The organism is Pseudomonas putida (genome assembly GCF_028682635.1).
Classification (GTDB): Bacteria; Pseudomonadota; Gammaproteobacteria; order Pseudomonadales; family Pseudomonadaceae; genus Aquipseudomonas; species Aquipseudomonas putida_AE.
The window spans coordinates 111,061-136,503 of the sequence record NZ_JANHLK010000004.1; the positions used below are offsets into that span (position 1 = coordinate 111,061).

The 25,443-nt window shown below is 59.5% G+C and carries 21 protein-coding genes and 2 pseudogenes; 8 read left to right on the forward strand and 15 right to left on the reverse strand.

All coding sequences use genetic code 11. The features are described 5' to 3' along the window. Positions 1-179 precede the first annotated feature (179 nt). Positions 180-497: a DUF3509 domain-containing protein gene (locus NPS56_RS06550; protein WP_274073965.1), complete on the forward strand. Its 318-nt coding sequence runs from the start codon at positions 180-182 to the stop codon at positions 495-497. Here the strand turns inward: NPS56_RS06550 and NPS56_RS06555 are convergent. Continuing rightward, positions 494-994, reverse strand: a complete 501-nt coding sequence (locus NPS56_RS06555; RefSeq protein ID WP_274073966.1) for a phosphate-starvation-inducible protein PsiE — start codon at positions 992-994, stop codon at positions 494-496. The genes NPS56_RS06550 and NPS56_RS06555 overlap by 4 nt on opposite strands. 278 nt (positions 995-1,272) lie before the next feature. Between NPS56_RS06555 and NPS56_RS06560 the strand changes: the two are divergent. Then, positions 1,273-1,512: pseudogene (locus NPS56_RS06560) on the forward strand (YebG family protein); the annotation flags it as partial. A 188-nt stretch (positions 1,513-1,700) separates the two neighbouring features. Here NPS56_RS06560 and NPS56_RS06565 read toward each other — a convergent pair. Further along, positions 1,701-2,720, reverse strand: a complete 1,020-nt coding sequence (locus NPS56_RS06565) for a Glu/Leu/Phe/Val dehydrogenase family protein (RefSeq protein WP_008054432.1) — start codon at positions 2,718-2,720, stop codon at positions 1,701-1,703. Between the two features lie 182 nt (positions 2,721-2,902). On the opposite strand from NPS56_RS06565, the gene NPS56_RS06570 reads away from it, so the two are divergent. Further along, complete coding sequence (locus NPS56_RS06570; protein WP_274073967.1) at positions 2,903-3,706, forward strand: SirB1 family protein; 804 nt, start codon at positions 2,903-2,905, stop codon at positions 3,704-3,706. A gap of 93 nt (positions 3,707-3,799) precedes the next feature. On the opposite strand, the gene maiA is transcribed toward NPS56_RS06570, so the two are convergent. Genes maiA through hmgA form a run of 3 tightly spaced genes read right to left on the reverse strand, consistent with a single transcriptional unit; the run spans position 3,800 to position 7,060 of the window. Beyond that, the gene (gene maiA, locus NPS56_RS06575; RefSeq protein WP_274073968.1) at positions 3,800-4,435 is read right to left on the reverse strand and encodes a maleylacetoacetate isomerase; all 636 of its coding nucleotides are present in this window, start codon (positions 4,433-4,435) and stop codon (positions 3,800-3,802) included. A gap of 12 nt (positions 4,436-4,447) precedes the next feature. Continuing rightward, positions 4,448-5,752: a fumarylacetoacetase gene (fahA, locus tag NPS56_RS06580; protein WP_274073969.1), complete on the reverse strand. Its 1,305-nt coding sequence runs from the start codon at positions 5,750-5,752 to the stop codon at positions 4,448-4,450. Between the two features lie 3 nt (positions 5,753-5,755). Next, a complete protein-coding gene (gene hmgA, locus NPS56_RS06585; RefSeq protein ID WP_274073970.1) occupies positions 5,756-7,060 on the reverse strand; it encodes a homogentisate 1,2-dioxygenase in 1,305 nt (434 codons plus the stop codon). 159 nt (positions 7,061-7,219) lie between these two features. Here hmgA and NPS56_RS06590 point away from each other — a divergent pair, with 159 nt between their 5' ends. Then, positions 7,220-8,014, forward strand: a complete 795-nt coding sequence (locus NPS56_RS06590) for an IclR family transcriptional regulator (protein ID WP_274073971.1) — start codon at positions 7,220-7,222, stop codon at positions 8,012-8,014. A 5-nt stretch (positions 8,015-8,019) separates the two neighbouring features. On the opposite strand, the gene NPS56_RS06595 is transcribed toward NPS56_RS06590, so the two are convergent. From NPS56_RS06595 to NPS56_RS06610, 4 genes are all read right to left on the reverse strand, one after another. Then, complete coding sequence (locus NPS56_RS06595) at positions 8,020-10,461, reverse strand: dermonecrotic toxin domain-containing protein (RefSeq protein WP_274073972.1); 2,442 nt, start codon at positions 10,459-10,461, stop codon at positions 8,020-8,022. 187 nt (positions 10,462-10,648) lie between these two features. After that, a complete protein-coding gene (locus tag NPS56_RS06600; RefSeq protein WP_274073973.1) occupies positions 10,649-13,204 on the reverse strand; it encodes a helix-turn-helix transcriptional regulator in 2,556 nt (851 codons plus the stop codon). Between the two features lie 139 nt (positions 13,205-13,343). Beyond that, positions 13,344-14,714, reverse strand: a complete 1,371-nt coding sequence (locus NPS56_RS06605) for a DUF1329 domain-containing protein (protein WP_274073974.1) — start codon at positions 14,712-14,714, stop codon at positions 13,344-13,346. A gap of 24 nt (positions 14,715-14,738) precedes the next feature. Next, the gene (locus tag NPS56_RS06610; RefSeq protein WP_274073975.1) at positions 14,739-16,532 is read right to left on the reverse strand and encodes a DUF1302 domain-containing protein; all 1,794 of its coding nucleotides are present in this window, start codon (positions 16,530-16,532) and stop codon (positions 14,739-14,741) included. Between the two features lie 720 nt (positions 16,533-17,252). Here NPS56_RS06610 and NPS56_RS06615 point away from each other — a divergent pair. Together NPS56_RS06615 and NPS56_RS06620 are read left to right on the forward strand one after the other, a co-directional pair. Next, positions 17,253-19,304 carry an S-type pyocin domain-containing protein gene (locus NPS56_RS06615; protein WP_274073976.1) on the forward strand — a complete coding sequence of 684 codons (2,052 nt, stop codon included), beginning with the start codon at positions 17,253-17,255 and terminating at the stop codon, positions 19,302-19,304. Next, positions 19,301-19,558, forward strand: a complete 258-nt coding sequence (locus NPS56_RS06620) for a bacteriocin immunity protein (RefSeq protein ID WP_274073977.1) — start codon at positions 19,301-19,303, stop codon at positions 19,556-19,558. The genes NPS56_RS06615 and NPS56_RS06620 overlap by 4 nt, the downstream gene beginning before the upstream one ends. Positions 19,559-19,620: 62 nt before the next feature. Here NPS56_RS06620 and NPS56_RS06625 read toward each other — a convergent pair whose 3' ends face one another. From NPS56_RS06625 to NPS56_RS06645, 5 genes and pseudogenes are all read right to left on the reverse strand, one after another. Then, positions 19,621-20,532, reverse strand: a complete 912-nt coding sequence (locus tag NPS56_RS06625) for an SDR family oxidoreductase (protein ID WP_274073978.1) — start codon at positions 20,530-20,532, stop codon at positions 19,621-19,623. Positions 20,533-20,627: 95 nt separating this feature from the next. Beyond that, positions 20,628-20,732, reverse strand: a pseudogene (locus NPS56_RS06630) (outer membrane lipoprotein carrier protein LolA); the annotation flags it as partial. A 64-nt stretch (positions 20,733-20,796) separates the two neighbouring features. Then, on the reverse strand, positions 20,797-21,699 hold the full coding sequence (locus tag NPS56_RS06635) for an alpha/beta fold hydrolase (protein ID WP_274073979.1): 903 nt from the start codon (positions 21,697-21,699) through the stop codon (positions 20,797-20,799). Further along, positions 21,699-22,481, reverse strand: a complete 783-nt coding sequence (locus NPS56_RS06640; RefSeq protein WP_274073980.1) for a class II aldolase/adducin family protein — start codon at positions 22,479-22,481, stop codon at positions 21,699-21,701. The genes NPS56_RS06635 and NPS56_RS06640 overlap by 1 nt, the downstream gene beginning before the upstream one ends. 122 nt (positions 22,482-22,603) lie before the next feature. Continuing rightward, positions 22,604-23,059 (reverse strand): flavodoxin, encoded by a 456-nt coding sequence (locus tag NPS56_RS06645; protein ID WP_274073981.1) that lies wholly within the window; start codon positions 23,057-23,059, stop codon positions 22,604-22,606. Positions 23,060-23,161: 102 nt separating this feature from the next. Here NPS56_RS06645 and NPS56_RS06650 point away from each other — a divergent pair, with 102 nt between their 5' ends. Together NPS56_RS06650 and NPS56_RS06655 are read left to right on the forward strand one after the other, a co-directional pair. Further along, a complete protein-coding gene (locus NPS56_RS06650; RefSeq protein WP_274073982.1) occupies positions 23,162-23,638 on the forward strand; it encodes a PAS domain-containing protein in 477 nt (158 codons plus the stop codon). Between the two features lie 54 nt (positions 23,639-23,692). Further along, positions 23,693-24,298: a hypothetical protein gene (locus NPS56_RS06655; RefSeq protein WP_274073983.1), complete on the forward strand. Its 606-nt coding sequence runs from the start codon at positions 23,693-23,695 to the stop codon at positions 24,296-24,298. A 33-nt stretch (positions 24,299-24,331) separates the two neighbouring features. Here NPS56_RS06655 and NPS56_RS06660 read toward each other — a convergent pair whose 3' ends face one another. Further along, positions 24,332-25,291 carry a MerR family transcriptional regulator gene (locus NPS56_RS06660; RefSeq protein ID WP_274073984.1) on the reverse strand — a complete coding sequence of 320 codons (960 nt, stop codon included), beginning with the start codon at positions 25,289-25,291 and terminating at the stop codon, positions 24,332-24,334. Positions 25,292-25,443 lie beyond the last annotated feature (152 nt).

The window sequence follows — 25,443 nt, forward strand, 5'->3', positions numbered from 1 at the left end:
GTGTCCGCCGTGTTTTTGCCCCCGTTTGTTGTCCGACAATCTTTCCGGCATGCCCCTTGCTACATCCCGCTTGGAACAATGATGGCGATTTGACGAGAAATGGCCGATGGTCCGGGTTTGCGAACCAACCCGATCATGGCCGGTCAACAACTGCACGTTCAATCAAGCGGTGACGCATCATGGACAACCCTTTTCAGCTCATTACCGATGCTTTTGCAGCGGATTATCAGATCAACCTGAGCATTCAGGGTCTGGACGGCAGCATCATGCTGACCCTCTCCAACAGTGGCCGCGTAGTAGCCAAACGCATGATCAGTGCCGAGCAACGCAACGATCCCCAACGCCTCAAACGACTGGTACAAAGCATTCAGTTCGGCATTGCGATCGAACAGGGCCACAGCGCGGTGGCCATCCTCGAAGCCATGACCGATGACGGCACGCGCAGCCTGCCGCCACCCTCTGTAAAAAACCGTCCGCGCCCGTCCATCAGGCTCTAAAGTTCGCCCTTCTCCACTTCCGGATGTTCACCCGAGCCCGCACCCGTCTTACGGTGCGGATGCTCGATCTTCACCGACGGAAATTGCGAGGAGGCATAGCGCACCACCAGGATCGCAAACGCCAGCAGCAGAATCCCGCCGCACAGGTAAATGATCCCCAGGTCCGGTGGACTGTGATGGGACACGTTGGAAATCAGCAGTCGCGTAAGCGCCGTGATCGCCACGTAGATCAGGAAACGCACCGGCATGTGGTTGGTCTTGAAGTAAATCCCGACCATCGCCCCCAGTTCCAGGTAGATGAACAGGAGCAGGATGTCATCGATCTTGATATCCCCCTTCTCGAGCATTCCGAGAAATTCCATCACCGCGGCCCACGCGGTCACCGCACCAATGGCGAACAGCGCCAGGTAGTGGAAGGTTTCGACGAACAGGTTGCCCAGCGACTCGGCCAGTTCATGCACGTTCTGCCGCAGCTTTTCGGCCCAGTTGATTTTCACGATGATGCTTCCTTAGGTCGACTCGACCGGATAATGCAGGTTGGACGTGACGGTTGTTCTGCATGCAGAAACAAGGCCACGACCATGATGGCGAGTCGCTGTTAACTGCGCTCCGTGGCGTTTGGTCGCAGCTACCCATACCTGAGGCCTGACAAATCCCGAAACCGGCCTACATTAAAAAGCCACTACCCAAACCCAAAGGATTCGCTTATCCTTAGCTGTATATAGATACAGTAGTCGAATCAGACTGACAAATGTGAAGGCATGTGAGGTGGTGAATGGCCGTCGAAGTGGTATACCGCAGCAGCCGAGATCTGGAGCGCTTGTTCATGGATAAAGCCGAAGCTGACCGTCATGACAAAATGCTCGAGCTGGCCGAATTGCTGGCTGAAGTGTTGCAAAAAGCCGTACCGTCCCTGACCGAACAGCAAGTGGAAGAAGCCGGGATCTACATGGCGAAGAACCGCGATGTGTTCGCCAAGGCATTCAAGAGCCAGCCGGACGCCTTGTCCGAACTGCTCACGGCGCCAGCGGAAGCTGCGCCGCAGGTTGAAGTGCCTGAAGTACCTGAAGTGGTTGAAGCTGCTGAACAAACGGCACCGGCCAAGCCTGCCAAGGCTGCAAAAGCAGCGAAGTCAACGTCGTAAAAATCAAAAGATCGCAGCCTTTGTAGGAGCTGCCGCAGGCTGCGATCTTTTTGGTCTTCTTATCGATACAACACTTTCTCCGCCAGCTCATCCGCCACTCGAGCCGGCGAACGTTTTTCCGCCTGGGCATGAGCGAAGACTTCAGTGAGTCGCGAGCTTATTTTCGACAAATGCGCGGTGATGGTCCCCAACTCTTCGCCACGATGCTTGAGCGAAACATAAATCAATCCACCGGCGTTGATCACGTAATCCGGCGCATACAGGATGCCTCGCCGTTCCAGCTGATCGGCGACGTCCAGATGGGTCAGTTGGTTGTTCGCCGAACCGGCCACCGCCGAGCAGCGTAGTTGCGTCACGCTGTGGCTGTTAAGCACCCCACCCAGGCCGCACGGCGCCAGAATGTCGCAAGGCGTGCTAAGCAATGCATCGTTGGCTATCGGGTGCGCACCAAGCTGCTCCATCGCCAGTTGGACCTTGCCGTGGTCGATGTCGCTGACCAGCAGCTCGGCACCGGCGGCGTGCAACTGTTCGGCCAGGGCAAAACCAACGTTGCCCAGGCCCTGGATGGCGACGCGCAGGCCTTCGAGATTATCGCTGCCCAGCCGGGCCATCGCCGTCGCGCGAATGCCGGTAAACACGCCCATCGCCGCGTGAGGGGCGGGGTCGCCGGCAGACGTGGTGCTGGTGACGTGTTGGGTCTGTTGGGCGATGCAATCCATGTCCGCCACCGAGGTGCCACTGTCGATGGCGGTGATGTAGCGCCCATCGAGCTGATTGATACAACGTCCGAAGGCTTCAAACAGCGCAGCGCGATTGGCCACATGGACGGGGCGAATAATCACCGCCACTCCGCCGCCCTGGGCCAGCCCGGCCAGCGCCGCCTTATAGCTCATGCCTTGGGCAAGGCGCACGGCATCCTCGACCGCGGACTCGTCGCTGGGATAGGCAAGGTATCGACAGCCACCCAGGGCAGGCCCCAGACGGCTGTTATGAATGGCAATGACCGCCTTCAACCCGGTGGCCGGGTCGACGCTCAGATGCAGCGATTCAAGGCGAGTGCTTTGCATGAGAGCGAACATCGGAGGGCTCCCGAATCACTTCTTGTAGACGCCAGTATAGGCTTGCGCCCAAAAATTGCAGAAGCGCACCGGAATAAGCGAGGGCGCCAGACAAGCTTTAGGAAATAACCGCAATTGCGCCTGTGCGGTACTGGACGAAAGGCATAGACCGGTCTAAAACGAGGCATAGCCCGGAGATTGTGATGACGCCGCGCCAATCGTTTTTCGCCTGCTTGCAACGATCACCGCCTGCGCTGTTCGAGGCGGCGCTGTGGATTGCCGTCGAACATGACAACCAGGTGAACCCCGAGTCGGTATTGGCGCACTTCAAGGAGCTGCAACAGCGAATCAGTGGCGGCTTGCCAATGCTACCGGTGAGCGAGTTGGCGCAACCCCTGCTCAGGCGCATGGTCGAGCTGGGGTTCGCCCAGGACGACTTCGCCCCCTTGCGACCGCAAGTGGCTTTACTCGACAAGGTCCTGGAGCGTCGCCGCGGGCAACCGCTGGCCCTGGGGCTGATCGCCCTGGAACTGGCCCGAGGCCTGGAGATTCCCCTGGTCGGCGTCAACTTCCCCGGGCATTTCCTGCTGCGGGTGCCAGGCGCCGATCATCTGCTCGACCCCTGCGGCGGCCGGCGCCTGTACCCCAACGATTGCCGGGAACTGCTGCACCGCCAGTACGGCCCGAACCTGAAACTCAACGCTGAGCACCTGCTCACCGCCGACCCCGCGCAAATGCTCCAGCGCCTGTCACGTAATTTGCGCCAGCTGCACCTTTCCCACGACGATTACATTGGCGCGCTGGTCGACGCCGAACGCGTGCTGGAACTGGGCAACGCCAGCGCCTCCGACTACCTGGCCCGGGCCAGCCTCTACCAACGGCTGGACTGCCCGAATGCCGAGCGCTTCGACCTGGAACATGCGCTGTTGCTCAGCGACGACCCGATCCAGCGGATTCGCCTGACTGAGCGGCTGGGGCACCTGCCGCCCAATTCCATCGTTCATTGAACATGCGGGTGTGCCCGGCGCTGCGGTGTACCTGTTATACCGCGTCATCGTTCTTCGCCGGCAAGCCGGGCTCCTACAGGTACATGCGAGGCTTTATGGGGTGTCTGGCTGGTTAGCCGGATGCGCCTTGATGAACGCCGGATGCGCCGCCGCCAACCCCGCCACTCGACGAATCCGTGGATACGCCTCAAGGGCGATGTTGAAGCGCTCAGCCGCGTACAGCTGCGGGATCAGGTAGACATCCGCCAGACCTGGCTCAGGCCCGAAGCAGTAACCCTCCTCCCCAATCAATTGTTCCACGGTCGCGAGGCCTTGAGTGATCCAGTGCCCGATCCACTCCACCACCTGCGGTTCTTCGTGACCCAATTGGCGCAGCCGGTTGAGCACGCTGACGTTGTGCAGCGGATGCACATCGCAGCCAATCACCGCCGCCACGCCACGCTCACGGGCGCGGGCCGCGAGGTCCGTGGACAGCAGCGGCACCTGTGGATAACGTTCCTCCAGATACTCGATGATCGCCGGTGACTGGATCAGCAGGTCGCCTTCATCGATGCGCAAGGCCGGCACTCGGCCTTGGGGATTGATGGCCAGATACGGCGGCTGCCGATGTTCGCCACCTGGCGGCGCGATCAGGTTGACCGGAAGGGCCTGGTAATCCAGGCCCTTCAACGCCAACGCAATCCGCACCCGATAGGACGAAGTCGAGCGGTAGTAGGTAAAGAGCTCCATGACCCGATCCTCTTAACGCGCCGACACGACTGTGCCACGACATTCGCCGAAACCGATGGAGGCAAAACCTTCGCGGCTGCAACGGCCACGCAAGATGATTTCGTCGCCGTCTTCAAGGAATTTGCGCACCTCGCCCGAGGCCAGTTCGATCGGTTTTTTACCGCCCTCGGTGATCTCCAGCAAGCTGCCGAACTGACCGTTTTCCGGCCCGGACAAGGTGCCCGAACCGAACAGGTCACCGGCCTGCAACTGGCAGCCGTTGACGCTGTGGTGCGCGACCATTTGCGCCACGGTCCAGTACATGTGTTTGGAGTTGCTCAGGGTCAGGCGATGGGCAGGCAGGTTCTGTTCGCGCATGGCTTCGGTCAGCAGCAGCACTTCCAGCTCGATGTCAAAAGCGCCGGCGGCTTGGTCGCGCTGGTCGAACAAGTACGGCAGCGGCTGCGGATCGCCTTCCGGGCGTGCAGGCTGGGCGCGGCGGAACGGCTCCAGCGCTTCGGCGGTGACGACCCAGGGTGAAATGCTGGTGATGAAGCTCTTCGACAGGAACGGCCCCAGCGGCTGGTATTCCCAAGCCTGGATGTCGCGTGCCGACCAGTCGTTGAGCAGGCAGAAACCGGCGATGTGATCGGCGGCATCACCAATGGCGATGGAATCGCCCATGTCATTGCCCTGGCCGATCCAGATGCCCAGCTCCAGTTCATAGTCCAGGCGCGCGCACGGGCCGAAGGTCGGCTCGGTCTGGCCGGCCGGCAGCGTCTGGCCTTTCGGACGGCGAACGTCGGTGCCCGACGGGCGAATGGTCGAGGCGCGGCCGTGGTAGCCGATGGGCACGTACTTGTAGTTCGGCAGCAATGGGTTGTCCGGGCGGAACAGTTTGCCGACGTTCTGCGCGTGTTCGATGCCGACGTAGAAGTCGGTGTAGTCGTTGATTTTCGCCGGCAGGTGCATGTCGCAATCCGCGGCCAGAGGCAGCAGTTTTGCGCCCTGGGCTTCGACCTTGCCGTGCAGGGTGCTGCCGTCCCTGAGCAGTTCGATCAAGCGTTCACGCAAGGCCACGCGAGCCTCGCGGCCCAGCTCGAAGAACGCATTCAACTGGCCGCCACGGGTGGCTTCGACCGCAACTTTTGCAGCGCCTTCGAACAGGCCGGCCTCGAGTGCCGCTTGCAGATCGAAGATATGGTCGCCGATGGCCACGCCACTGCGCGGCGCCGAACCTTTCACGCTGAACACGCCCAGCGGCAGGTTCTGCAGCGGGAAATCCGCATGATCGTTGGCCGAAGCAACCCAGCTGCGAGTGATGGAAGTTTGCGTCATGGGTTATCTCCGGGTCGGGTCGAAAGTGGCGGGCAGCGTGGCCCAGCAAGCATCGTAGTTGGTTTGCAGTTGCGGGCAATCGAGGGCATGGCGGCTCGGGCGCAACACCTGGCTGGTCTCGAACATGAAGGCCATGGTGTTGTCGATTTTCGCCGGTTTGAGGTCGGCGTTGACCGCCTTGGTGCAGGTCTCGCCGTCAGGCCCGTGGGCGCTCATGCAGCTGTGCAGCGACGCGCCGCCGGGCACGAAACCTTCGGCCTTGGCATCGTACTCGCCCTGGATCAGCCCCATGAACTCGTTCATCAGGTTGCGGTGGAACCACGGTGGACGGAAGGTGTTCTCGGCCACCATCCAGCGCGGCGGAAAGATCACGAAGTCGAGGTTGGCCAGGCCGTGGACGCTGGTCGGCGAGGTCAGCACCGTGAAGATCGACGGGTCCGGGTGATCGAAGCTGACCGTGCCGATGGTATTGAAACGGCGCAGGTCATATTTGTACGGCACGTTGTTACCGTGCCAGGCAACCACGTTCAACGGCGAGTGATTGAGCTCGCAAGCCCACAACTGACCGAGGAATTTCTGCACCAGGGTCGTGGGTTGTTGCAGGTTTTCGTAGGCCGCCACCGGGGTCAGGAAGTCCCGCGAATTGGCCAGGCCGTTGCTGCCGATCGGCCCCAGGTCCGGCAGGCGCAATGGCGCGCCGTGGTTCTCGGCGATGTAGCCGCGCGCTTGCGGGTCGAGCAGTTCGACACGGAATTTCAACCCGCGAGGCAATACGGCAATTTCCAGCGGCGCCACTTCCAGCACACCCAGTTCGGTGGCGATGCGCAGACGGCCCTGTTGCGGCACCAGCAGCAGCTCGCCGTCGGCGTTGAAGAACACGCGCTCCATGGAGCGGTTGGCGCAGTACTGGTAGATGCTGATCCCCGCCGGTTTATCCGCGCCAGAGTTGGCCGCCATGCTCACCAGGCCGTCGATGAAATCGGTCGGCTCGTCTGGCATATCCAGCGCGTTCCAGCGCAGGCGATTGGGCGTCACTTCGCCCAACGGACCGCCGGCCAGTTGCCGATCGAGCTTGGCGAACGCCGGGTGATTGGCCGAAGGCTGAATGCGGTACATCCAGGTCCGCCGCGCTTCGCTGCGGGCCATGGTGAAGGCGGTGCCGGAGAACAGTTCGGTGTAGAGACCGTACGGCGCTTTTTGCGGGGAGTTCTGGCCGACGGGCAGTGCGCCGGGCAATGCCTCACTGCTGAATTCGTTGCCAAAGCCTGACTGATAGGCCAGCGCCTGGACGTTTGAATCGGAGTTCATGGAGCCTCCTGAACAGGGAGTCGGCAATGGCCCTTCACGCTATGACAGCGATCATGGCACGCCGGGGTTGTTTTTATCGTAATCTGATTACGCATAACGTAATTTGATTGGTATTGACCGTCAAGCTATAAAGACGCCCATTCGTCCCGGGATCCCTCCATGGAAAAGCCTGAAAGCAACGGTAAACAGAAAGTCCGCTCCGCCGAGGTGGGTACCGACATCCTCAAGGCGCTCGCCGAGCTGTCGCCCTCGACTTCGCTGTCGCGCCTGGCCGAGCACGTGCAAATGCCGGCGAGCAAGGTTCATCGCTATCTGCAGGCGCTGATCGCCAGTGGTTTTGCCGAACAGAATGCCGCGACCAACCATTACGGGCTCGGCCGCGAAGCGTTGCGCGTCGGTTTGGCGGCACTCAACAGTATGGACGTGCTGAAAGTCGCTGCCCTGCCATTGGCCGAACTGCGCGACGACTTGAACGAAACCTGTTTTGTCGCGGTGTGGGGCAACCAGGGCGCGACCGTGGTGCATATCGAACCGGCGGTGCGCGCGGTGACGGTGGTGACCCAATTGGGCTCGGTATTGCCGTTGCTCAGTTCATCGACCGGCCTGGTCTTCGGCGCCTACCTGCCCAAGCGCGAAACCGTCGAGTTGCGCGAGCAGGAACTGCAATCCGTCAGCGCCCATCCCCTCGGCGATGATCAGGCCTATGAAACGCTCTGCGGGCAGATCCGCGACCGCGGCTTGCATCATGTGCACGGCTTGTTGATGCCCGGCGTCGATGCCCTGTCCGCGCCAGTGTTCAACGCCGTCGGGCAGGTGGCTGCCGTGATGACCATTGTCGGCCCGGCCTCGTTGTTCCATGCCGACGAAAACGGCCCGGCGGCCCAGCGCTTGCTGGCGGCGACCCGGGCCGTCAGTTGGCGGATGGGGTATGAACCGTCCACCGTCATCGGCTAGCCGGATTACATCAAGATCGTTCGCTCGCTGGAATCAGGCTCGGCGAGCGACTGCTTCATCAGTTCGCTGACAACGGCCAGATCCACCGTTGTGCCGGTGCACGCAGAGATTGCCCCCATGCAGGTATTAACATTCCCGAGCTGTTTGGCAATGGCCTTCTGCGCCACCGAGAACCCCAATTTGCCGATGCGCATGGTGGCCAGTTCCATCATGCAATCGAGGTAACTTGAGAACAACTTCTCGTAGTCCCCTTCCTGATACGCCTTAGCCCCCTCAAACACCGCTTTCGTCATCACGACTGCACTCAATGCGAGTCCGATGGGTGCAAAAGGAATGCTGGCAATGGCGACCGCCGCGACGGCAGTATCGTAGATCAGCTTGCCGACGATCTCCCCAAGGCTGGTAGTCTTGGCATCAACGTCGTCAATGATTTGAGCGATTGCATCGGTGTAGCAACGGGAGAAATCGCGGACTCGACTATCGAACTGCAAATGAGGGATGTCCTCGATGCTGCTGCGCTTCACTTTCTCGAGGTATGCACCGACGACTTTCTGCTGCGTGTACTTGACTCGCTTGCTGTAATAACTGCCAAGGCCCGCCGTTTTTACCGATTTGGCAAACTCGGCCAAGGGTCTGAACGATCTGCAATCCGGTGCATAGGGGGTATACAGCAGATCCTCGGCGACGCCATTGCGCATGAGGCGGAAAATATAAACGCCGTCGACCTGGCGATCTTGCAGATAAAACGTGTAGACACCCTCGCGTTGAGGGGAATCAGGATCTTCAGAATCCGGGCTTTCGCCAGGTTCCGCTTCGCGCAGCTGATCAATGAGCCGTTCGAGCTGCTCAAATTGTTGGCGTTCAAGATGACCACTGAACAATTCTTCCAATGCTGATCGATGCATTTCATGTCGCCGCAGATCCAGGAAGACGTCGCGCTTCAAGGCATAACCCGGAGCGCCCTGATCCAGATAGTCGCGCCTCAACATGGCGATGTACTGCTCACCTGGGCGCAACGTTCTTGACCAGCCCGGCAAATACTCGATCAGCAGGTCGGAAACAGGCGGATGACCGGGAGATAGACGAATGGACGGGTAGATTCCGGGGTTGTGGGCCGGACCACTGGCTTCGGTAATGTGATGTTCCTCGATGATCATCCGGGACAAGGTCATCTCTTTCGAGGCATCAAGCCTTACCACAATCAGGTCAGGATCGATGTCGACTGTTTCGCCGTTTTGCGCCAGGACCTCCTCTGCACACTTCTTGATCAGCCCATGGGCGAATTCCTCGTAACTGATCAGCGCTGCCTCGCGGCTTGCAAGTCGGGTTAAACCTTTGAGCTCGGTGTTCAGCCGGGCATAACATTGGCGCTGGGCTGCGGTAGCCGAGCGATAGCCTGCGGGCACTACCGCGTCCATTTCTCCCCGCAGCCAATCGACATGCTGCATAACTGCCTTGTGCAATGCACCCTCTGCACTATTCGACCATGGGCTGCGCTGGATGCCACGCCACTGAGTCGGCAGGTCTTGTACGAGTCTCATGTACGCGTCGATGCTGGCGCGTTCACTGGCGAGGGTCTGGCGGCTCAGGTAACTGCGCCCTTCGGCTTGAGCGATCCAGTCAGCCAGATGGAAAGTCAACTGCCTGAAGCTCGGGAACTCATACCAGCTCCGGCCACCCGGACCCTGCGGAGCATAAAGTACACAAGGGCCTTCTTCACCCTGTGGCCCGCAATAGACAATCATCCCCTCGAAACCGCTTTTCGAATCAACGATCGAGAGTGCTCCCATGGAATAATGCTCGTCACCCTGCGTGGCAATAGCGACGATCTTCAGGCTATCGTCATTAATTTGTCTCTGCAGCTTCGCACTGAACGAACTCAGGGCTATACGACAACCCAAAAGAAGCTGTAGGGCCTGAAGCACGGCTTCATCCGCGTATTTCTTTTCGAATTTTTCCGCATAGAGCTTGCGCATGCTTGCGTCGAGCATCAGCTCCAGAAGATCTTCCTCATCCATGCCGGACGGCAGCGCCTCCCCTTCCAGTTTGATCTCCAGCGGGATTGCGGTGGATCCGTACAATCCGTTGAGCATGAATTCGGGAAGCGTTACGCGATTGCCCTGCACGACCTTTTGCTTGCCGACAAAGAATGTGTGGCGAGCGTTGACGAAAACATGTTCCGGCTCGAGAACTTCACCGGTGAGAATCCGTACAACTTCCTGCGCATAAAATCGGGCGAACGCCTTGAAGGATTTTGTTTCCCCCAGCAGTTTGTCCAGCGCCTGTTCACTTTCTGTCAGGGACTGCTCGGCGTCAAAGTAGTATTGGCGATCCTCCTCACTTGCACGCTGCAGCCAATCCGGCAGCTGTTGTGTTTGCCTGGTCGGGCGTAACACTTCTTCTTGAAGCCTGTACTTGGCCTCATTGGTTAATCCATTAATATTCATGCACTGTCCTTTTTGCATCCATCATTATGCAGATTGTTACTGCGAACGCCCCAATCCTGTTCAAAACTCAAACTGAATGACTGTCACTACCGGGGCGATTCAAATTTTATAAACACTCCAGCCAGCGAAGTACACCCCGAAACTTGTGTGCATTCATGAACAGACAAAGTACCTGCCAATTCAAACATCAAGTAACAATACCTAATACTTTCGCCCTGGCCACGGCTTGCGTCCGGCGCTCCACACCCAACTTGCCGTTGATGCGTCGCGCGTGGGTCTTGACCGTATGCAAGGAAATGAACAACAGATCGGCAATCTGTTGATTGGAGTTGCCCTGCGCCACTAGCCGCAGAACCTGTATTTCACGTTGGCTCAAGCGGTTCTGGTCCGCACCCGGCGCCTGGGGATCATCGCGCGACTCGGTCACGCCAATGGCTTGCGGCAGCTGCGCCTGGCGCAACTGCAGATCGCGCAGGGCCTGTTGCAGGTTGCACCGCTCGACCAGTGCCAGTCCTTGCGCCAGTGCTTGCCGGGCAGCGTCCGCATCGCCTGCAAGCCAGGCGACTTCAGCCAGCGCCAGATGCAATTGCCCTTGCAGCGCCGTCATCCCCCGCTGCCTGGCCCGTTGCAGTTGCCCTTCAAGCCGCTCCAGAGGCGTTTGCGCCTGCCCCAGGTAAACCTCGGTCAGGACCAGCAGCAATTCCAGGCCGTCAATCAGCTCCAGCGTGGCCGGAGGGGCTTGGCGTGCACAGGGGCCATGATAGTGACGCAACACCCGGGTCAGGGCCTGGTACGCCAGTTGCGGTCGCCCTTGTTGCAACCAGAAATGGATACTGGTGTGCAGCAAGACTCCGCGATACACGGTCTCGGGAATCCGCCGTTGCTGCATCAGCCGTTCGGCGTCGCGCAGCTGGTCGAATGCCTGGGCGTAATCGAGGCGATTCGCCGCCAGCTGGGCCAGCCCGAGGAAGCCATACAGCGCGCGTTTGTCCTGGCTGCGCAAGCAGATCTGCAGACCGGTCTCGAAGTACATGGCCGCCTGTTGCTCGCGGCCCAGGCTCAGGTTCAAGCGGCCGCGACGCAGGGCGATCCGCCCCAACAAGGGTCCGGCATTGCCATGCTGGCTGCAGAGCAGGCCGTGCATGTGGGCGAGCAGGTCATCGGCCCTGCCGGACGCTCCGCGCTGCTCGAGCAATTGCGCGTGATCGAGCTCCAGCAAGCCTTCGAATACCAGTGAGCCGTGCGCCCGGGCGAGACACAACGCCTCCCGGCTGAGCGCCTGTGCGACGTCGAGTTCGCCCCGCAGCAAGGCCTGTTGGGTCAACCCGGACAGGCACATCAGCCGGGCAGGCCAACATTCGAGGTCGAGCTCGTCGAGCGCCTCGAGCAAGTGCGCCCGGGACGCATCCATGCGCCCCAACAAATGCAGGAGCCAACCCTGTTGAGCCTGCCAGCGTGCGATCAATTGCCGTTGCAGAAATGCCGACGGCTGGGGGCTGAATCGCGACAATTGTTCGATGCACTCGGCGGCCTGCTCGAAGCGCCCGGCGAACAACAAGGCCGCGGTGATCAAGCCGACCAGTTGCGGCGAGCCAAACAGCAACTCCTCGCCGCGTTGCTCGTGCAAACGCAGGAGCAAAACGACGGTCTGCTCTTCGAACAACTGCTCGAAACCGAAATGCTGCAACAGGCTGACGGCGACCTCGAACTCCTGCGCCAGCAAGGCCTGTTCAAACGCGGCCTTCCAGTCCTGCTCGGCGACGAACCACTGGCAGGCACGACGATGCCAGAAGCGTGCGGCCGGCCATTGTTCATCGCGCATCAAACGGCTCAGGGGAGCGAAGACCTGCAACCAGTCTGTGGAGTCTTGCCAGGGCTCGATGAAACAGCCCCGCTCCTGCAACGCACTCAGGTATTGCGCGCCCTCGCCAGCGCCGAACAGGTGATCGCTGAGCCGAGCGTTGAACCGTGGCAACTGCGCCAGCACCCGCCAGGCCTCGGCAAGCTCCGGCGCCAGATGGGCGAAGAGCTCATGCTCCAGGTAGTCGTGCAGGGTATCCGGTCGACCGTTCGGGGTGTCGTGGCGGGTCCAGTCGCATTTTTGCAGCAGCGCTATCCGCACCCCGGCGCACCAGCCACCACTGTTCCGGAAAATTCTCTCGGCACCTTTTGCGGCCAGGGCCGGCTCCAGGTGATGCAAGAGTTTTTCGATTTCATCCTGATTGAACGCCAGTGCGGCAGGCTCGGCATCGTACAGCTCGTCACCGAGCAGCAGCCGTGGCCAGTTGCATTGCGCACGTCGCCGCCCACTCAACCACCAGGTGATCATCGGGCTGCTGCCGGCCAGCAAGCGATCGAGCAACAGGTCCAGCGCCGGGTGAGGAACACGACAATAGTCATCGATAAACAGCCAGGTTGCGGTCGGTAATCGAGCCAGGTACTCCAACAATACCGACTCATCCGCCGTTGCTAGTCCCAGCGCCTGCGCCAGGCGCTGGCAAAAGCCATCGACACTGAGCGCCTCCCCCGCCATTGGCAGCCAGCGGACCTGGCAGGTTGCAGGCGCATTGAGCATGCACTCGACGAGCAGCGCACTCTTGCCACTGCCGGCCGGCGCGCAGAGCAATTTCACCCGCGCCGTCGAGGCCAGCAACGGCTCGACCAGGCGCGCGCGATACAAGTGATGTGGAGACAATCGGGGCAGGTGTCCAGGACGGTCCAGACACGTCGTCATGGCAGTCATAGTGGTGCGCCTTTTTATTTTTGTGGCGCCACCCTAGCCCCCTGTCGAGCGCTTATTGAAGAAGTATTCAACACACTTATCGAGCCCTATAAAAAAGGTGACCACGAGGTCACCTTTTTGTGCAAACGCTGTAGGAAATCTACCTCACACCTGTACTCCGCAATGCTGCAGGCGTGTAGTCCCCGGCTTTGGCGGCGATGTTGAATTCGAAGCTGCGCTTCTCCTCGTTCTTCATCCCCAGGGCGATGTAACGACCGGCAATCAGGTCGTACAGCGCTTCAACGGTGTAGGCCGGGACCTGATGATCGTAGTAGAACTGCGCGTGCCCTTCAGCCACCCGCCAGAGCTGGCCACGACCGTCGTAATGATCGGCCAGGGCCACCTGCCAGGTGTCTTCGTCGATGTACATGTGGCGCTTGGCATACACGTGCCGCTCATTGGGCTTGACCGTGGCGACCACCTCCCAGACCCGATGCAGTTCATAGCGGGTCAGGTCCTGGTTGATGTGCCCGGCCTTGATCACATCGGTGTACTTGAGGTTAGGCGAGTCGAGCTTGTAGCTGTTGTAGGGGATGTACATTTCCTTCTTGCCGATCAGCTTCCAGTCATAGCGATCCGGCGCTCCGGAAAACATGTCGAAGTTGTCCGTGGTGCGCAACCCGTCGGACGAGGTGCCCACGCCGTCATAGGCCACTTGCGGTGCCCGGCGCACACGGCGCTGACCGGCGTTGTAGATCCAGGCCTTGCGGGGTTCCTGGACCTGGTCGAGGGTTTCGTGGACCAGCAGCACGTTGCCCGCCAGGCGCGCCGGCGCGGTGACTTCCTGCTTGAAATAGTTGAGGACGTTTTCATCGCTGCCTGGCTTCAGGTCTCCCAGCAGTGACGGCACCGCCACTTCGTCCTTGAAGCGGATGACCGTGAAATCACCATTGGACTGGGGCGTGGCCTGGGTGATGGTGCGACGCAGGTTGCCGCCGTGATAACGGGTGATGTGGTTCCAGATCACCTCGACCCCGTTCTTCGGAATCGGAAAGGCGTAGTAGCGATTGCCGGTGAAATTGGCCAGGCCGTTGCCGTCATTGGTCGGCGTCACATTCAGTGCGCTGCGCTTGGCCGCCTCGTAAACCTCCGGCGGCAGTGCCGCCGTGCGATGGCTCGGATAGACCGGTATTTTGTAGGTCTCGGGGTAGCGCTTGAACATTGCGACCTGGCCATCGGACAGCTTGTCCTTGTACTGGTCGACGTTCGCGGCGGTGATGATGAACAAGGGTTTTTCATTGGCGAACGGATCGGCCAAAAAGCCCTTGCTGTCCACCGCACCCGCATTCTTGGGAATACCACCGGTCCAGGCTGGAATCGTTCCGGCGGCATTGCCGGCCTTCTCGGCGCCCAGGGGCGTGAGGCTGGTACCGAGCTTGTTGGCTTCTTCGGCCGATACCGCCGCCATCACGTTGACGGCCAGCAGGCTCAGGGCCAGGGCGGTGCCCAATTGCAGAATCATCTTGCGCATTGAATTCATCCTTTTTCAGCCAGGTCAGAAGTTCACGCCAAAGCTCAACGCGACGAAATCGCGGTCTTCGAGCACGTTGTAGTCACCGCCGAAGAAGTCGGTGTAACTGAGGCTTGCGGTGTAGGTGTTGCGGTAGTCCGCATCGACGCCGAGGCTGACCGCCTTGGCCCCTTCATTGAACAGCCCGTTGGGGCCGTAGCCGGCGACGTCGTGGGACCACGACAGGTTGGGACGGAAATTGATCCCGGCGATGACGTTGTTGTAATCGAGGATGGCGCGGGCGCGATAACCCCAGGAGGTCGACGTGACGAAACCATCGGTATCACCGCCGAAGCCGTATTGGCCGTACACCGAGTCGCGGCCGTAGCGCAACTTGCTGCGCGCCTCCAGGCCACCGACCCGGACCACGGCCGCTTCACCCACCAGGGTCAGGCGATCCGCGCCCGCGACCTGGTCGACGAAGTGCGTCAGGGTGCTCTGGACCTGGGTCACTTCCTTGCGCCGGTAGCCTTTGTTGTCGGCACCCGGTGAAGTCTGGATCGGCGACGCGGCGCCACCGGCAATCGGGTTGAGCATCGCCAGGGTCAGGTCGGTGCTGTTGATCTGCACGGGCAGGTTGGGGCGATAGCTGATCTCGCCGGTCCACGCCGTGCCGGTGGGCAAGGTGGTGGAGAAACTCGCGCCATACAGGCGAATGTCTTCCGGGTATTCAAGGTAATACTGGCCGCGACCGAGCATTACGCTTTGCGCCAGGCCTGAGCCGCTACCGGGAGCGATACGGTTGGCGGCCGCGACAATTCCGGGAATGCTCGCCAGTGTGGACAGGCCGGCCGTCGTGGTACCGACGTTGGGCGTACGACTGTGGTAGTTCATGAAATACAGACCGTACTCGGTGTCATCCCCCAGCCAGCGCAGCGCAGTACCCCACTGCCCGGAATCCCGGGCATCGCGGTCTTGACCACGAGGAACGACCACGCCTTCGCGGGTGACCTCGAAACCCTGGCCAAACGCAGCGGCAATCGGCTGCAGTGGCGCAATGGCCGGGCTGGCCACGGTGTAGCCCTTGTCACACCCATCGGCCACCACGTCGGTGCCGAAGAAGGTGCCGCAGTTATCGACGACGGTCTGGTCCCACTCCAGCTGATAGAAGCCTTCCACCGTCAACTTGTCCGTCAGGCCCTGGGAGGCGAACAGCATGTTGACCGGAATCAGGCCCTCCTTGATCTCTGCACCGGGACGGCGGAAAGCCGAGACGTCGACCGGGTTGATGCTGTTGATCGAGTTGCCGATGAAGGTGCTTTCGCCCCAACTGACCACCTGCTTGCCGGCGCGCACCGTGCCTGGCAGATCGGCGATGGAATAGTTGTGATAGACGAAGGCGTCGAGGATCTGCCCGCCGGACGACTTGGAGCCCTCTTTGCGATTGTGATCGCTGATCGGCTTGAACGGCCGGTCTTCGTCCTTCAATTCGAAGTCGTACCAGTACTTTCCACGCACGAACACACCAGTGTCGCCGTACTTGAGTTCAAGGTCGTGAATACCCTTGAAGATCTTCGAGAAAGTTTCACCCTTGCTGAAATTCTGCCGCCCGTCATCACCCGTCGACGCCTGCCCGCTGCCACCGTTGACGATGCCGACCAGAGCATCATCGGCATCGCGCATGCCCCAGCTCGCACCGACCGACAGCGAAGAGTCGAACGTGCCCTCGATTTCGCCAATGTTGAATGAAAGCGCCTGCGCCTGGGCACAGCACCCCAAGGCCACCGCAACGGCCAGCGCCTGCGGTGTGAAGATGGCGCGCATTGTTGTTTTTGTCATGCGTCTTCCCCGGTGAGTGACAGAAGGCCACACCCTACTGCCGCACGCCGGGAGCGATAAGCGCACCAAGGAGGTATTCGTGGTGTCGCTCGAAAGGATGAATGACTGCGTGGCACGGGGGGATTGCGCGGGGCATAGACACACTGGATGTGAAGGCATCATTCAGAAACATGGTCTACGCTGCTGGCAGGCAGGACTGTTGCACCAACCGTAACGGTGCATCTCCGCGATCGCTATTTTTCCTTGGCAGGCAAAGACTTATTCTTGCCCTGCGCTTTCGGAAAAGCAGCCGCAAAGCGCCCTCGCGGTTCGCGACAGATTTCAGATGATTTGAACGTATCGAGTCATCGCCCCGTGTACATCGACGTTGATTTGTAGCTCCTGGATCCAACGTCTTCTTTGGCCGCTGCGTTTGCAGCGGCCTTTTTTATGGGCGGTGGTTTGTGCGGAATTTCCCAACCACTAAAGTTAAAACGTACGTCCTACAAGAAATTTCCTATAACACTATAAGAAATAGCTTTTCACACAGAAAGATAATCCAGCATATATTCCTGCCGGATCGAAACCTCTCTCAATTTCCTCTGTAAAAGCCTACGCACTTCTCAGACCCCTTACTTGTCATTTAGCTGTAACTTTTTAGTGGCCAGACGAGACGGTTGGTAGCGTAACCGCGCCAACAAGTTTGCATTCCAAACACGCGCCTACTAAAAGGATTTTAATATGCAAAGGCCACCAGCGCGCCCCAAGGACAAAAATTCAAGGCCCGGTTTTCTTGAAATAGACACACCGCTGGTAACAATCGGGGTAGCACCCGATCACTTTATTCCCCCTCCCCAATCGGGAACGCGTTTGCAAGCTGGACCTTTTGGACCTGGGGTATCAACTTATAATCAAAATCGTGGAACCGTAATAAACACCACTCGAGCGCTGGAACAGGAGTATCAAACCAGATCCGCCCAGCTACCGGCAACCCTGGAAGCAGAACTTACAGCGACCCGAAATGAAGGCCCCACGGACCCGGTGCCACCATTGCAATCAATCGCCCGGGAATTAGGCGTACTGAACAAAGTTACAGAACGAAAAACCGCTGAACTTAACATTAAATCAGCTTCTGCCAATGCGTTTTATGGAGGCGACCCGTTTAATCGACATATCAATGAATTCATGCTCAAGGCCACGAAGATGGAGAAGTGGCCGGGGCCGGAAGGCATTGCCATGCAGGCTTTGAATCAATCCCTCAGAGCCGCGATCGAGGTCAGATTACTTTCTCAAACCCTGCAATCTCTCCATCAGCGAACTGTCGACCTTCAACACACCTTCAATGGCATGCAGGCCGCTGAACAGGCGCGACTGGCAGCTGAACAGGAAGCTCAACGTGTCGCGGCTGAACAGGCACGCATCAGGGCTGAAGCTGAAGCACTGGCCTTTGCGCAAGAGCAGGCGCGGTTAGCTGCACTGGCTGAAGCCGAGCGGATGGCCGGCGAGCAAGCCCGGATTGCCGCTGAGGCTGCCGCACGGTATATCGCTGCTGAACAGGCACGCCTGGAAGCCGAGGCCGAAGTAAAGCGTCAAGCCGAACAACTGCGTCTCGAAAATCAACGGCAAGCTGAGGAACAGGCACTCCGCGAGGCAATGGCGGCGCTTGATGCCGCGAAGGGAGTTCGCTCGTTTCCAGTATCGGGCGCGGCGGCGGCAAGCGGTCCGGTGTTCACCGTTGCGGCAGGAACACTGGCCGTCGACGCGGTCACCCAGCTCGCGATCAAGACTGCTCTGCGCTCGGCGGCAGCCACTGCAATAACGGCGTTGGCAGCAGCTATCGGCACAGCGTCAGGTGTCGTGATCGTCGTGGGTGTCGCAGCGCTTGTTTATTACGCATTGAGGGACAACAAAGAGCCGTACGCCTTGAGCGTGCCGCTCTCGGATCTGACGACATACGACGCCGACGAACTGCATGCCATCGCCCTGGCCAACGGGGAAATCGAGCTGCCGGTCACCGTCGGCGCCAAAACTGTGGATGACGCCACCGAGTATTCTGTCGTTGCCACGAACGGCAACACGGTGCCTCGCAAAGTGCCGGTTCGTCTCGCGACTTACGATCAAGTTCAAAAAATCTACAGGACTGAAACCCCGGACGCCCAATCCCCTGGCATGACATGGACGCCAATTGTCAGACCAGGCGATACGTCAACGACTCTTCCGGTGAAGGAACCGGACGTTGCCCCCTACACAGGTGCCAGCGCCAACGCCATCGAAGGAAGGGTAGATACAAATCCGGAGTTGGATCTCTACAGCTTTGGTGGCTTCATCTATGTGTTCCCGATTGAGTCGGGAATTCCGCCTCAGTTTGTGATGCTCAGGGATCGGCGGAGCGAACCCGGTCTATCTAGTGGGACAGGACAGTTAATATCTGGAAATTGGTTGGAGACAGCGTCAATGACCGAAGGTGCACCGATTCCCGCGCAGATTGCGGACAAACTCCGAGGACGAAGGTTTTCGACATTTAAAAATTTCCGCAGCGAATTTTGGAAAGCTGTGAGTAACGATGAGCTATTGAACGGCCAGTTTACAAAACTAAGGCAAATGGACATGAAGCAGGGGCTCGCTCCAGCTGCCTTTCCTCAAGATCAAGTGGGCAAGAGAATCAAGTATGAAATCCACCATATCATCCCAATCGGGAAAGGCGGTGAAGTCTATGATATGGACAACCTTCAAATCATGACGCCTAAATCGCATATCCAAACTCACGCCAAGGCAAAAGGAGTAAAAAAATGACCCTTAAGAGCAAACTGGAAGAATACACAGAAGCCGAATATATGGCTCTGATTGAACGTTTGTTCGAAGGTAATTATTCTTCTGAAGAAGAACACGATGCAATTGTTGAAACCATTGTTAGCACCTCAGAGCACCCCGATGGCACGGGAGTTTTGTATGACCCAAGACAGGGCATTGAAGACAGCCCGACGGGGGTGCTAAATGCAATAAAACAGTGGAGACTAGACAACGGAAAAGCAGGCTTCAAAGTCTAGTTATAGCCACATAAAAAGAGAGGGAGCAAGCCCGCAAGTTTGCTCCCTCATCTAAACTTTCTTTACATCGAATACTTCTGCAAATTCCCCATCATCTCCTTCAGCGCTTCAATATTGTCCTTCGGATGCGCCGCGCCCTCGAAATCACAAATCTGCTGCCAGTGCGCCGCGACGTCTTCCGGGGAGAAACCGACCCGCGGATCGAACCCGGCGCCGAGGCTGCGTTCCCAGCGCACCTTGCCCATCCAGCCGCCGCCGACTTCGAACAGCCCGGAGGTTTCCTGGCAGTTCTCGCTGGCCAGGTACACCACCAGCGGGCTGACCAGTTCCGGCTTGAGTTGCTCGAACACTTGCGGCGGGATCAGGCCTTCGGTCATGCGGGTGCCGCCGGTGGGGGCGATGGCGTTGACCAGGATGTTGTTCTTGCGGCCTTCGATGGCCAGGGTGCGGGTCAGGCCGTAGAGGCCGAGCTTGGCCATGCCGTAGTTGGACTGGCCGAAATTGCCGTAGATGCCTGAGGTGGACGCGGTGAAGATGACCCGGCCATAGTTTTGCTCGCGCAGGTGCGGCCAGGCGGCGCGGGTGACTTTGTAGGCGCCTTCGACGTGGACGCGGTAGACCAGGTCCCAGTCGCCATCCTCCATTTTGTGGAAGGTCTTGTCGCGCAGGATGCCGGCGTTATTGACCACCACGTCGACGCGACCGAAGACGTCAAGGGCGTGCTGGACGAGTTTGTCGCCGTCGGTGACCGAGTCGTGGTTGGCCACGGCGGTGCCGCCCGCCTCACGAATTTCGCTGACCACGCGGTCTGCCGCCGAGGCATTGGCGCCTTCGCCCTGGGTCGAGCCGCCGAGGTCGTTGACCAGCACCTTGGCGCCCTGTTTGGCGAACAGCAGTGCGTGCGCCCGTCCCAGGCCGCCACCCGCGCCGGTGATGATCACGACTTTATCTTCGAAACGCACAGACTCATTCATGGGGAACTCCAGCAGGCCAGGGACAATGGATTGGAGTGTCAGGCACGGCGTTGCCGGTCACAATGAATACGGGGGAGGCTGAATGGTGTGCGATAAGGCAGGGGGATGATGAGCATGAACCCTGTAGGAGCGAGCTTGCTCGCGAAAAACCTGAGAGCACCGCGGGGTGTCAGGCTCCCCGCGTCATCGTTGACCTCCATCGCTGGCAAGCCAGCTCCTACAGGGGATCGGGTGTGGTCGCGAGGGGCGGTTTCCACAGGGCTACTAGGAGCAGGCCACCTTGAGCGGCATTGCGATCAACCGGTCGCGAAACGCCAGGTAGTGCTTGAGCACCTGGCATGGCGCTTCGATCTGTGGGTAATGACCAATGTCGCTGAGCAGGACCGCGTCCGCGTTGGGGATCAGCTCACGATAGCGCGCCACCATGTGCGCACCGGAAATCGGATCGACCTCGCCATCGATCACCCGCAGCGGCACGTCGCCGCGCTGCATCGCCCCGACCCAACGCTCGCGTTGGACTCGCCGCTCGGGGATGTAGGCAATCAATTTATGCATGACCCGTGGGCCGTGGTTGCTTTCGACCAGGCTCCAGAAATCATCCATCTGGCTCTCGCTGGGACGGGTTTGTGGGCCGAAGATCTGGCGGAAACTCTTCACCAGGCCATCGCGACTGAACGCACGGCCGATCATCCAACCCAGCGGGCTGAGCAGGAGTTTTTGCACCAGCACCGGGCGATGGGTTTCGGGGAATAGCCCGCCATTGAGGAACACGCAACTGGCGAGGTCGATGCCCGCTTCGTAGTGCCGGGCCAGCAGTTCCTGGGCCACGCTGTCGCCGTAGTCGTGGGCCAGCAGGTGCAGCGGTTGCTCGACGCCCAGGTGGGCCAGCAGCGCCTGTTGCAGGTCGGCCTGCTCCAGCAGGCTGTACTCGTGATTCAGCGGTTTGGCCGAGTCGCCGAAACCGAGCATGTCACAGGCAATCACCCGATAACGCTGGGCCAAGGGTTGCCAAAGGTAATGCCAGTCCCAACTGGCGCTCGGGAAACCATGGATGAGCAACAGCGGCTCACCCTGCCCCGCCGTCCAGTAACGGATGGCGTGACCACGAAACAGGAAAGTCTGGCCGCGCTTGCGCCAGACACTCAGGGGGATCTCGGCAAGTTGCATTAGAGTTTATATCCCGGGTCGAGTTTATCGAGCTTGCGCAGCAGCGCCGGCCAGGCCAGCGCTCCGCCCATTCCTTGAGCACTTTTGGTGACACCGGCGATCATCGCCTTGGCCCCCGCGAGAATCTGCGGTTCGATGGCAATCAGTTCGGCGCCACCGTTCTGCGCCATGACCTGGATATCGCAGGCGCGCTGAAAGATAAACATCGCCAGGAAGGTGTCGGCGATGGTGCTGCCACAAGTCAGCAGACCGTGGTTGTGCAGCATCAGGAAATTGTTTTCACCGAGGTCGGCTTGCAGTCGCGCCTTTTCCTCGTGGTTGAGGGCAACGCCTTCATAGGCGTGATACGCCAGGCTGGACAGGACAAACAGCGACTGCTGGCTGATCGGCAGAATGCCCTGGCGCTGCGCCGACACCGCCACGCCCGAAGCCGTATGGGTGTGCAGCACGCACACGACATCGTGGCGAACTTCATGCACCGCACTATGGATGGTGTACCCCGCCGGGTTGATCTCGTAGGGGCTGTCCATCAACTTGTTGCCGGCCTGATCGACCTTGACCAGGCTCGAGGCGGTAATTTCGTGAAACATCAGCCCATAGGGGTTGATCAGGAAGTCTTCGGTGCCGGGCACCTTGGCGGAGATGTGGGTGAAAATCAGATCATCCCAGCCATGCTGGGCGACCAGGCGGTAGCAGGCAGCGAGGTCGACGCGGGCCTGCCACTCGGCAGCGCTGACTTGGTCTTTGACGCTGGAAGCGGATTGGACGGGGGCTACGCTCACGAAAAGGAACCTCGGTTTTTATTATGGAGTGTTTCCAATGACTACCGAGTCTAGTCACCCTCCGAGGTTCGCGTAGTTGCATTGGCAGCCAGCTTGATGGCCGAGCGAGTCAGCGGTGTCGATCAGCCCCGCAGGGCGTCGACCAGTTCCGCCAGCCAAGGCTCGGCGTCCGTTTCCGGGGTCACGCTTTCACTGGCGTCCAGGCGCAGCATCGGCAGGACTTCGACAATGCCCAACTCACCGAACAGCTCGCGCATCAGCTCACCACCGCCGCAAAAGGTATCGCCATAGCTCGCATCGCCCAGGCCGATCACCGCCCCCGGCAAGCCTCGCCAGGCACTGGGCAGCAGGTCGCGAATCATCGAGTACAGGGGCTGCAGGTTGTCCGGCAGCTCGCCCATGCCGGTGGTCGACGTCACCGCCAGCAAGGCTTCGGGCGCGAAGGCCTGAAGATCGGCGAGGCTGGCACGGGGGTTGTGGAAGGTTTCGAAACCGGCGTCTTTCAAAATATTGGTGGCATGGCGGGCAACTTCTTCAGCCGTGCCGTACACCGAGCCGGAAATGATGGCGACTTTCATCAATCTGATCCTGAAGCTGAATAAAAGACCGGGATATTAACAGCACGGTCTGGATTGTTCTTTTAGAATCCCACAGACGACCAACAAGGAAGGGTTTTACCGATGATCAACGCGAAGCTGCTGCAGCTGGCGATCAATGCCTCCAACGACGGTATCGTGATTGCCGAAAAGGAAGGCGATCAGGACAAGATCCTGATCTACGTCAACCCGGCTTTCGAACGCCTCACCGGCTACACCAGCGAAGAAATCCTCTACCAGGATTGCCGCTTCCTGCAGTCAGGCGACCGCGACCAGGACGCCTTGCCGAAGATTCGTGACGCACTGGACAGTGAAGGCTCCTGCCGGGAAATCCTGCGCAACTACCGCAAGGATGGCACGCCGTTCTGGAACGAACTGTCGCTTTCGACGGTGAAAAGTCCGAGTGACGGGCAGGTTTATTTCATTGGCGTACAGAAGGACGTGACCATCCAGGTCAAGGCGCAGCAGCGAGTGGTGCAGCTTGAAGCGCAATTGGCCGAGGTCCAGGCCGAGCTTGATGCGCTCAAAGCGACGAACGGCAAAAACAAAACCGCGAATTAATTGTCATTAACTACAATCACCAGTGCCTCTGTAACTAAATTTTTCGAGCCCATCATGCAACGCGACGCGCTCCTCACCCAGGACGAGCTGGATTTTATCCAGACCATGCAACACAACCCGCAGCTGAATGTGCGGGATGCGACGTCGAGCCTGCTGGTAAACGGTGGCTCGCAGATCCGTGACCTTCTCACGCGCCTGGCCGCGCATGAGCAGGTCACCCTGCAAGCCAACTTCGAAAACCAGCAAATGACCTTCCCCCTGCATTTGGTGGAAGACGAATTTCATGCCATGCACCTGCGCCTGGGCGTGCCGAGCATTTATGAAGGCGGGCCATCGGTCCGGCCATGGCGGCTGGTACTCGACGAACCGGTGGCGCTGGAAAACGCCAAGGGCCAACCCGGCACCCTGTGGGTGCACGAAGTATCGTTCAAAGGGGTGTTGCTGGAGATTCGCAACAAGACCAAGGCACCCAAGCATTTCGCCTTGTGGTTCAGCCCATCAGGTTATGAGCGGATCGCCTTGCGTGGCACGCTGGAAAAAGAAACCGAGCGGGGTTTCTTTGCCTACCAACTGAGCCAGAACGACCTGGATGAAACCGAGCGCCTGCGCCAGTTCATTCTGCAACAACATCGCTTGACCCATCCTACCCTGCACCTCTGAGCCCTGCCCTTCTGAATCCTGCCCTTCTGAACATCAGGTATCCAGGTTGCCCGCCAGAAACTGGTTGAGGCGCTGACGCATCACCGTTCCCTCATTTCCCAGGCATCCGATCGATGACCCGGCGAGGTTTTCCTGCGCCAGGTCGCACGCATCACCGGCCAGCAGCAAAGGGCAATCCAGGCTCATCGCCAGACGATTCAGGCGCCGGGGCAAGTCGGGGCTGGGGACGTGGTTGGAAAACAGCACCAGCGCCCGGGGCTTGATCCTTTCGCAGACCAGGGTCAGTTCGTCGAACGGTTGGCCGGTGGTCAGCACCCGCACCCCCATTTGATCGTTTGCGAGGAACAACGCGGCGATCAGCAATTCAAGCTCGCGACACTGGCCTGCCAAGGCGCTCACGATGACGCGCCTGGGGTGCCTGTCACGGATCAACAGCAGGCGCTGCACCACCCGTGAGCGCAGGAAACCATCGAGGAACAACCACTCGCTGGCCCGGCCAAACGTGTCCTGGCGCTGCAGCAATTGCCGCCACAGCGGAAGAAGGATGTCCTGGAAAACAACCGGCTGGGAGTAGCTGGAAAAAATCTGCCCATAGACCTGCTCCAGCCGGGCGTCGTCAAAAGCGCTGACGGCAGCCGCAAGCTGTTGCTGCCATTGTGCGTAATCGGCCTGCACCAGATTGTTGGGAATGATGTGGGCCAGTGCCTGTAACGGCGCTGCCTTGGCCAGGATCTTGCTGATCTTGCTGACCGCTACCCCGCGTTCGATCCAGTTGAGGATGCTGCGCACCCGCTCGATATCGGTCATCGAATACAGGCGGTGCCCGCTTTCGGTGCGAGTGGGCACGATCAGGCCATGCCGTCGCTCCCATGCGCGAAGCGTGACCGGGTTAACACCGGTAAGGCGCGCCACCTCGCGAATCGGAAAAAGCTCTTCCCGTTCCAGGGAGAGCGCCGGTGACACATCCAGGTCAACGTCGGTCAAGACAGGCATTTATCGGCCTACATCCATGTGTGGTTCAAATCCCATTGTACCTCCGCTGCACCTCTATGGTTCAAGGCATAGATTGTTACCGAGCCACTGACGTCGCGGGTAGAATCAGGAATAATTTTTGCTTGTCCCAAGATGCAGCCCACCACCCCGGC

What these genes read in the sequence shown, in the direction of transcription:
- maiA (WP_274073968.1), bottom strand. Translation starts at nt 4,435, where the DNA reads ATGGAGCTCTTTACCTACTACCGCTCGACTTCGTCCTATCGGGTGCGG.
- NPS56_RS06595 (WP_274073972.1), bottom strand. Translation starts at nt 10,461, where the DNA reads ATGAATATTAATGGATTAACCAATGAGGCCAAGTACAGGCTTCAAGAA.
- NPS56_RS06605 (WP_274073974.1), bottom strand. Translation starts at nt 14,714, where the DNA reads ATGCGCAAGATGATTCTGCAATTGGGCACCGCCCTGGCCCTGAGCCTG.
- NPS56_RS06615 (WP_274073976.1), top strand. Translation starts at nt 17,253, where the DNA reads ATGCAAAGGCCACCAGCGCGCCCCAAGGACAAAAATTCAAGGCCCGGT.
- NPS56_RS06645 (WP_274073981.1), bottom strand. Translation starts at nt 23,059, where the DNA reads ATGAAAGTCGCCATCATTTCCGGCTCGGTGTACGGCACGGCTGAAGAA.
- NPS56_RS06660 (WP_274073984.1), bottom strand. Translation starts at nt 25,291, where the DNA reads ATGCCTGTCTTGACCGACGTTGACCTGGATGTGTCACCGGCGCTCTCC.
- fahA (WP_274073969.1), bottom strand. Translation starts at nt 5,752, where the DNA reads ATGACGCAAACTTCCATCACTCGCAGCTGGGTTGCTTCGGCCAACGAT.
- NPS56_RS06655 (WP_274073983.1), top strand. Translation starts at nt 23,693, where the DNA reads ATGCAACGCGACGCGCTCCTCACCCAGGACGAGCTGGATTTTATCCAG.
- NPS56_RS06650 (WP_274073982.1), top strand. Translation starts at nt 23,162, where the DNA reads ATGATCAACGCGAAGCTGCTGCAGCTGGCGATCAATGCCTCCAACGAC.
- NPS56_RS06600 (WP_274073973.1), bottom strand. Translation starts at nt 13,204, where the DNA reads ATGACTGCCATGACGACGTGTCTGGACCGTCCTGGACACCTGCCCCGA.
- NPS56_RS06625 (WP_274073978.1), bottom strand. Translation starts at nt 20,532, where the DNA reads ATGAATGAGTCTGTGCGTTTCGAAGATAAAGTCGTGATCATCACCGGC.
- NPS56_RS06635 (WP_274073979.1), bottom strand. Translation starts at nt 21,699, where the DNA reads ATGCAACTTGCCGAGATCCCCCTGAGTGTCTGGCGCAAGCGCGGCCAG.
- hmgA (WP_274073970.1), bottom strand. Translation starts at nt 7,060, where the DNA reads ATGAACTCCGATTCAAACGTCCAGGCGCTGGCCTATCAGTCAGGCTTT.
- NPS56_RS06550 (WP_274073965.1), top strand. Translation starts at nt 180, where the DNA reads ATGGACAACCCTTTTCAGCTCATTACCGATGCTTTTGCAGCGGATTAT.
- NPS56_RS06565 (WP_008054432.1), bottom strand. Translation starts at nt 2,720, where the DNA reads ATGTTCGCTCTCATGCAAAGCACTCGCCTTGAATCGCTGCATCTGAGC.
- NPS56_RS06590 (WP_274073971.1), top strand. Translation starts at nt 7,220, where the DNA reads ATGGAAAAGCCTGAAAGCAACGGTAAACAGAAAGTCCGCTCCGCCGAG.
- NPS56_RS06610 (WP_274073975.1), bottom strand. Translation starts at nt 16,532, where the DNA reads ATGACAAAAACAACAATGCGCGCCATCTTCACACCGCAGGCGCTGGCC.
- NPS56_RS06620 (WP_274073977.1), top strand. Translation starts at nt 19,301, where the DNA reads ATGACCCTTAAGAGCAAACTGGAAGAATACACAGAAGCCGAATATATG.
- NPS56_RS06570 (WP_274073967.1), top strand. Translation starts at nt 2,903, where the DNA reads ATGACGCCGCGCCAATCGTTTTTCGCCTGCTTGCAACGATCACCGCCT.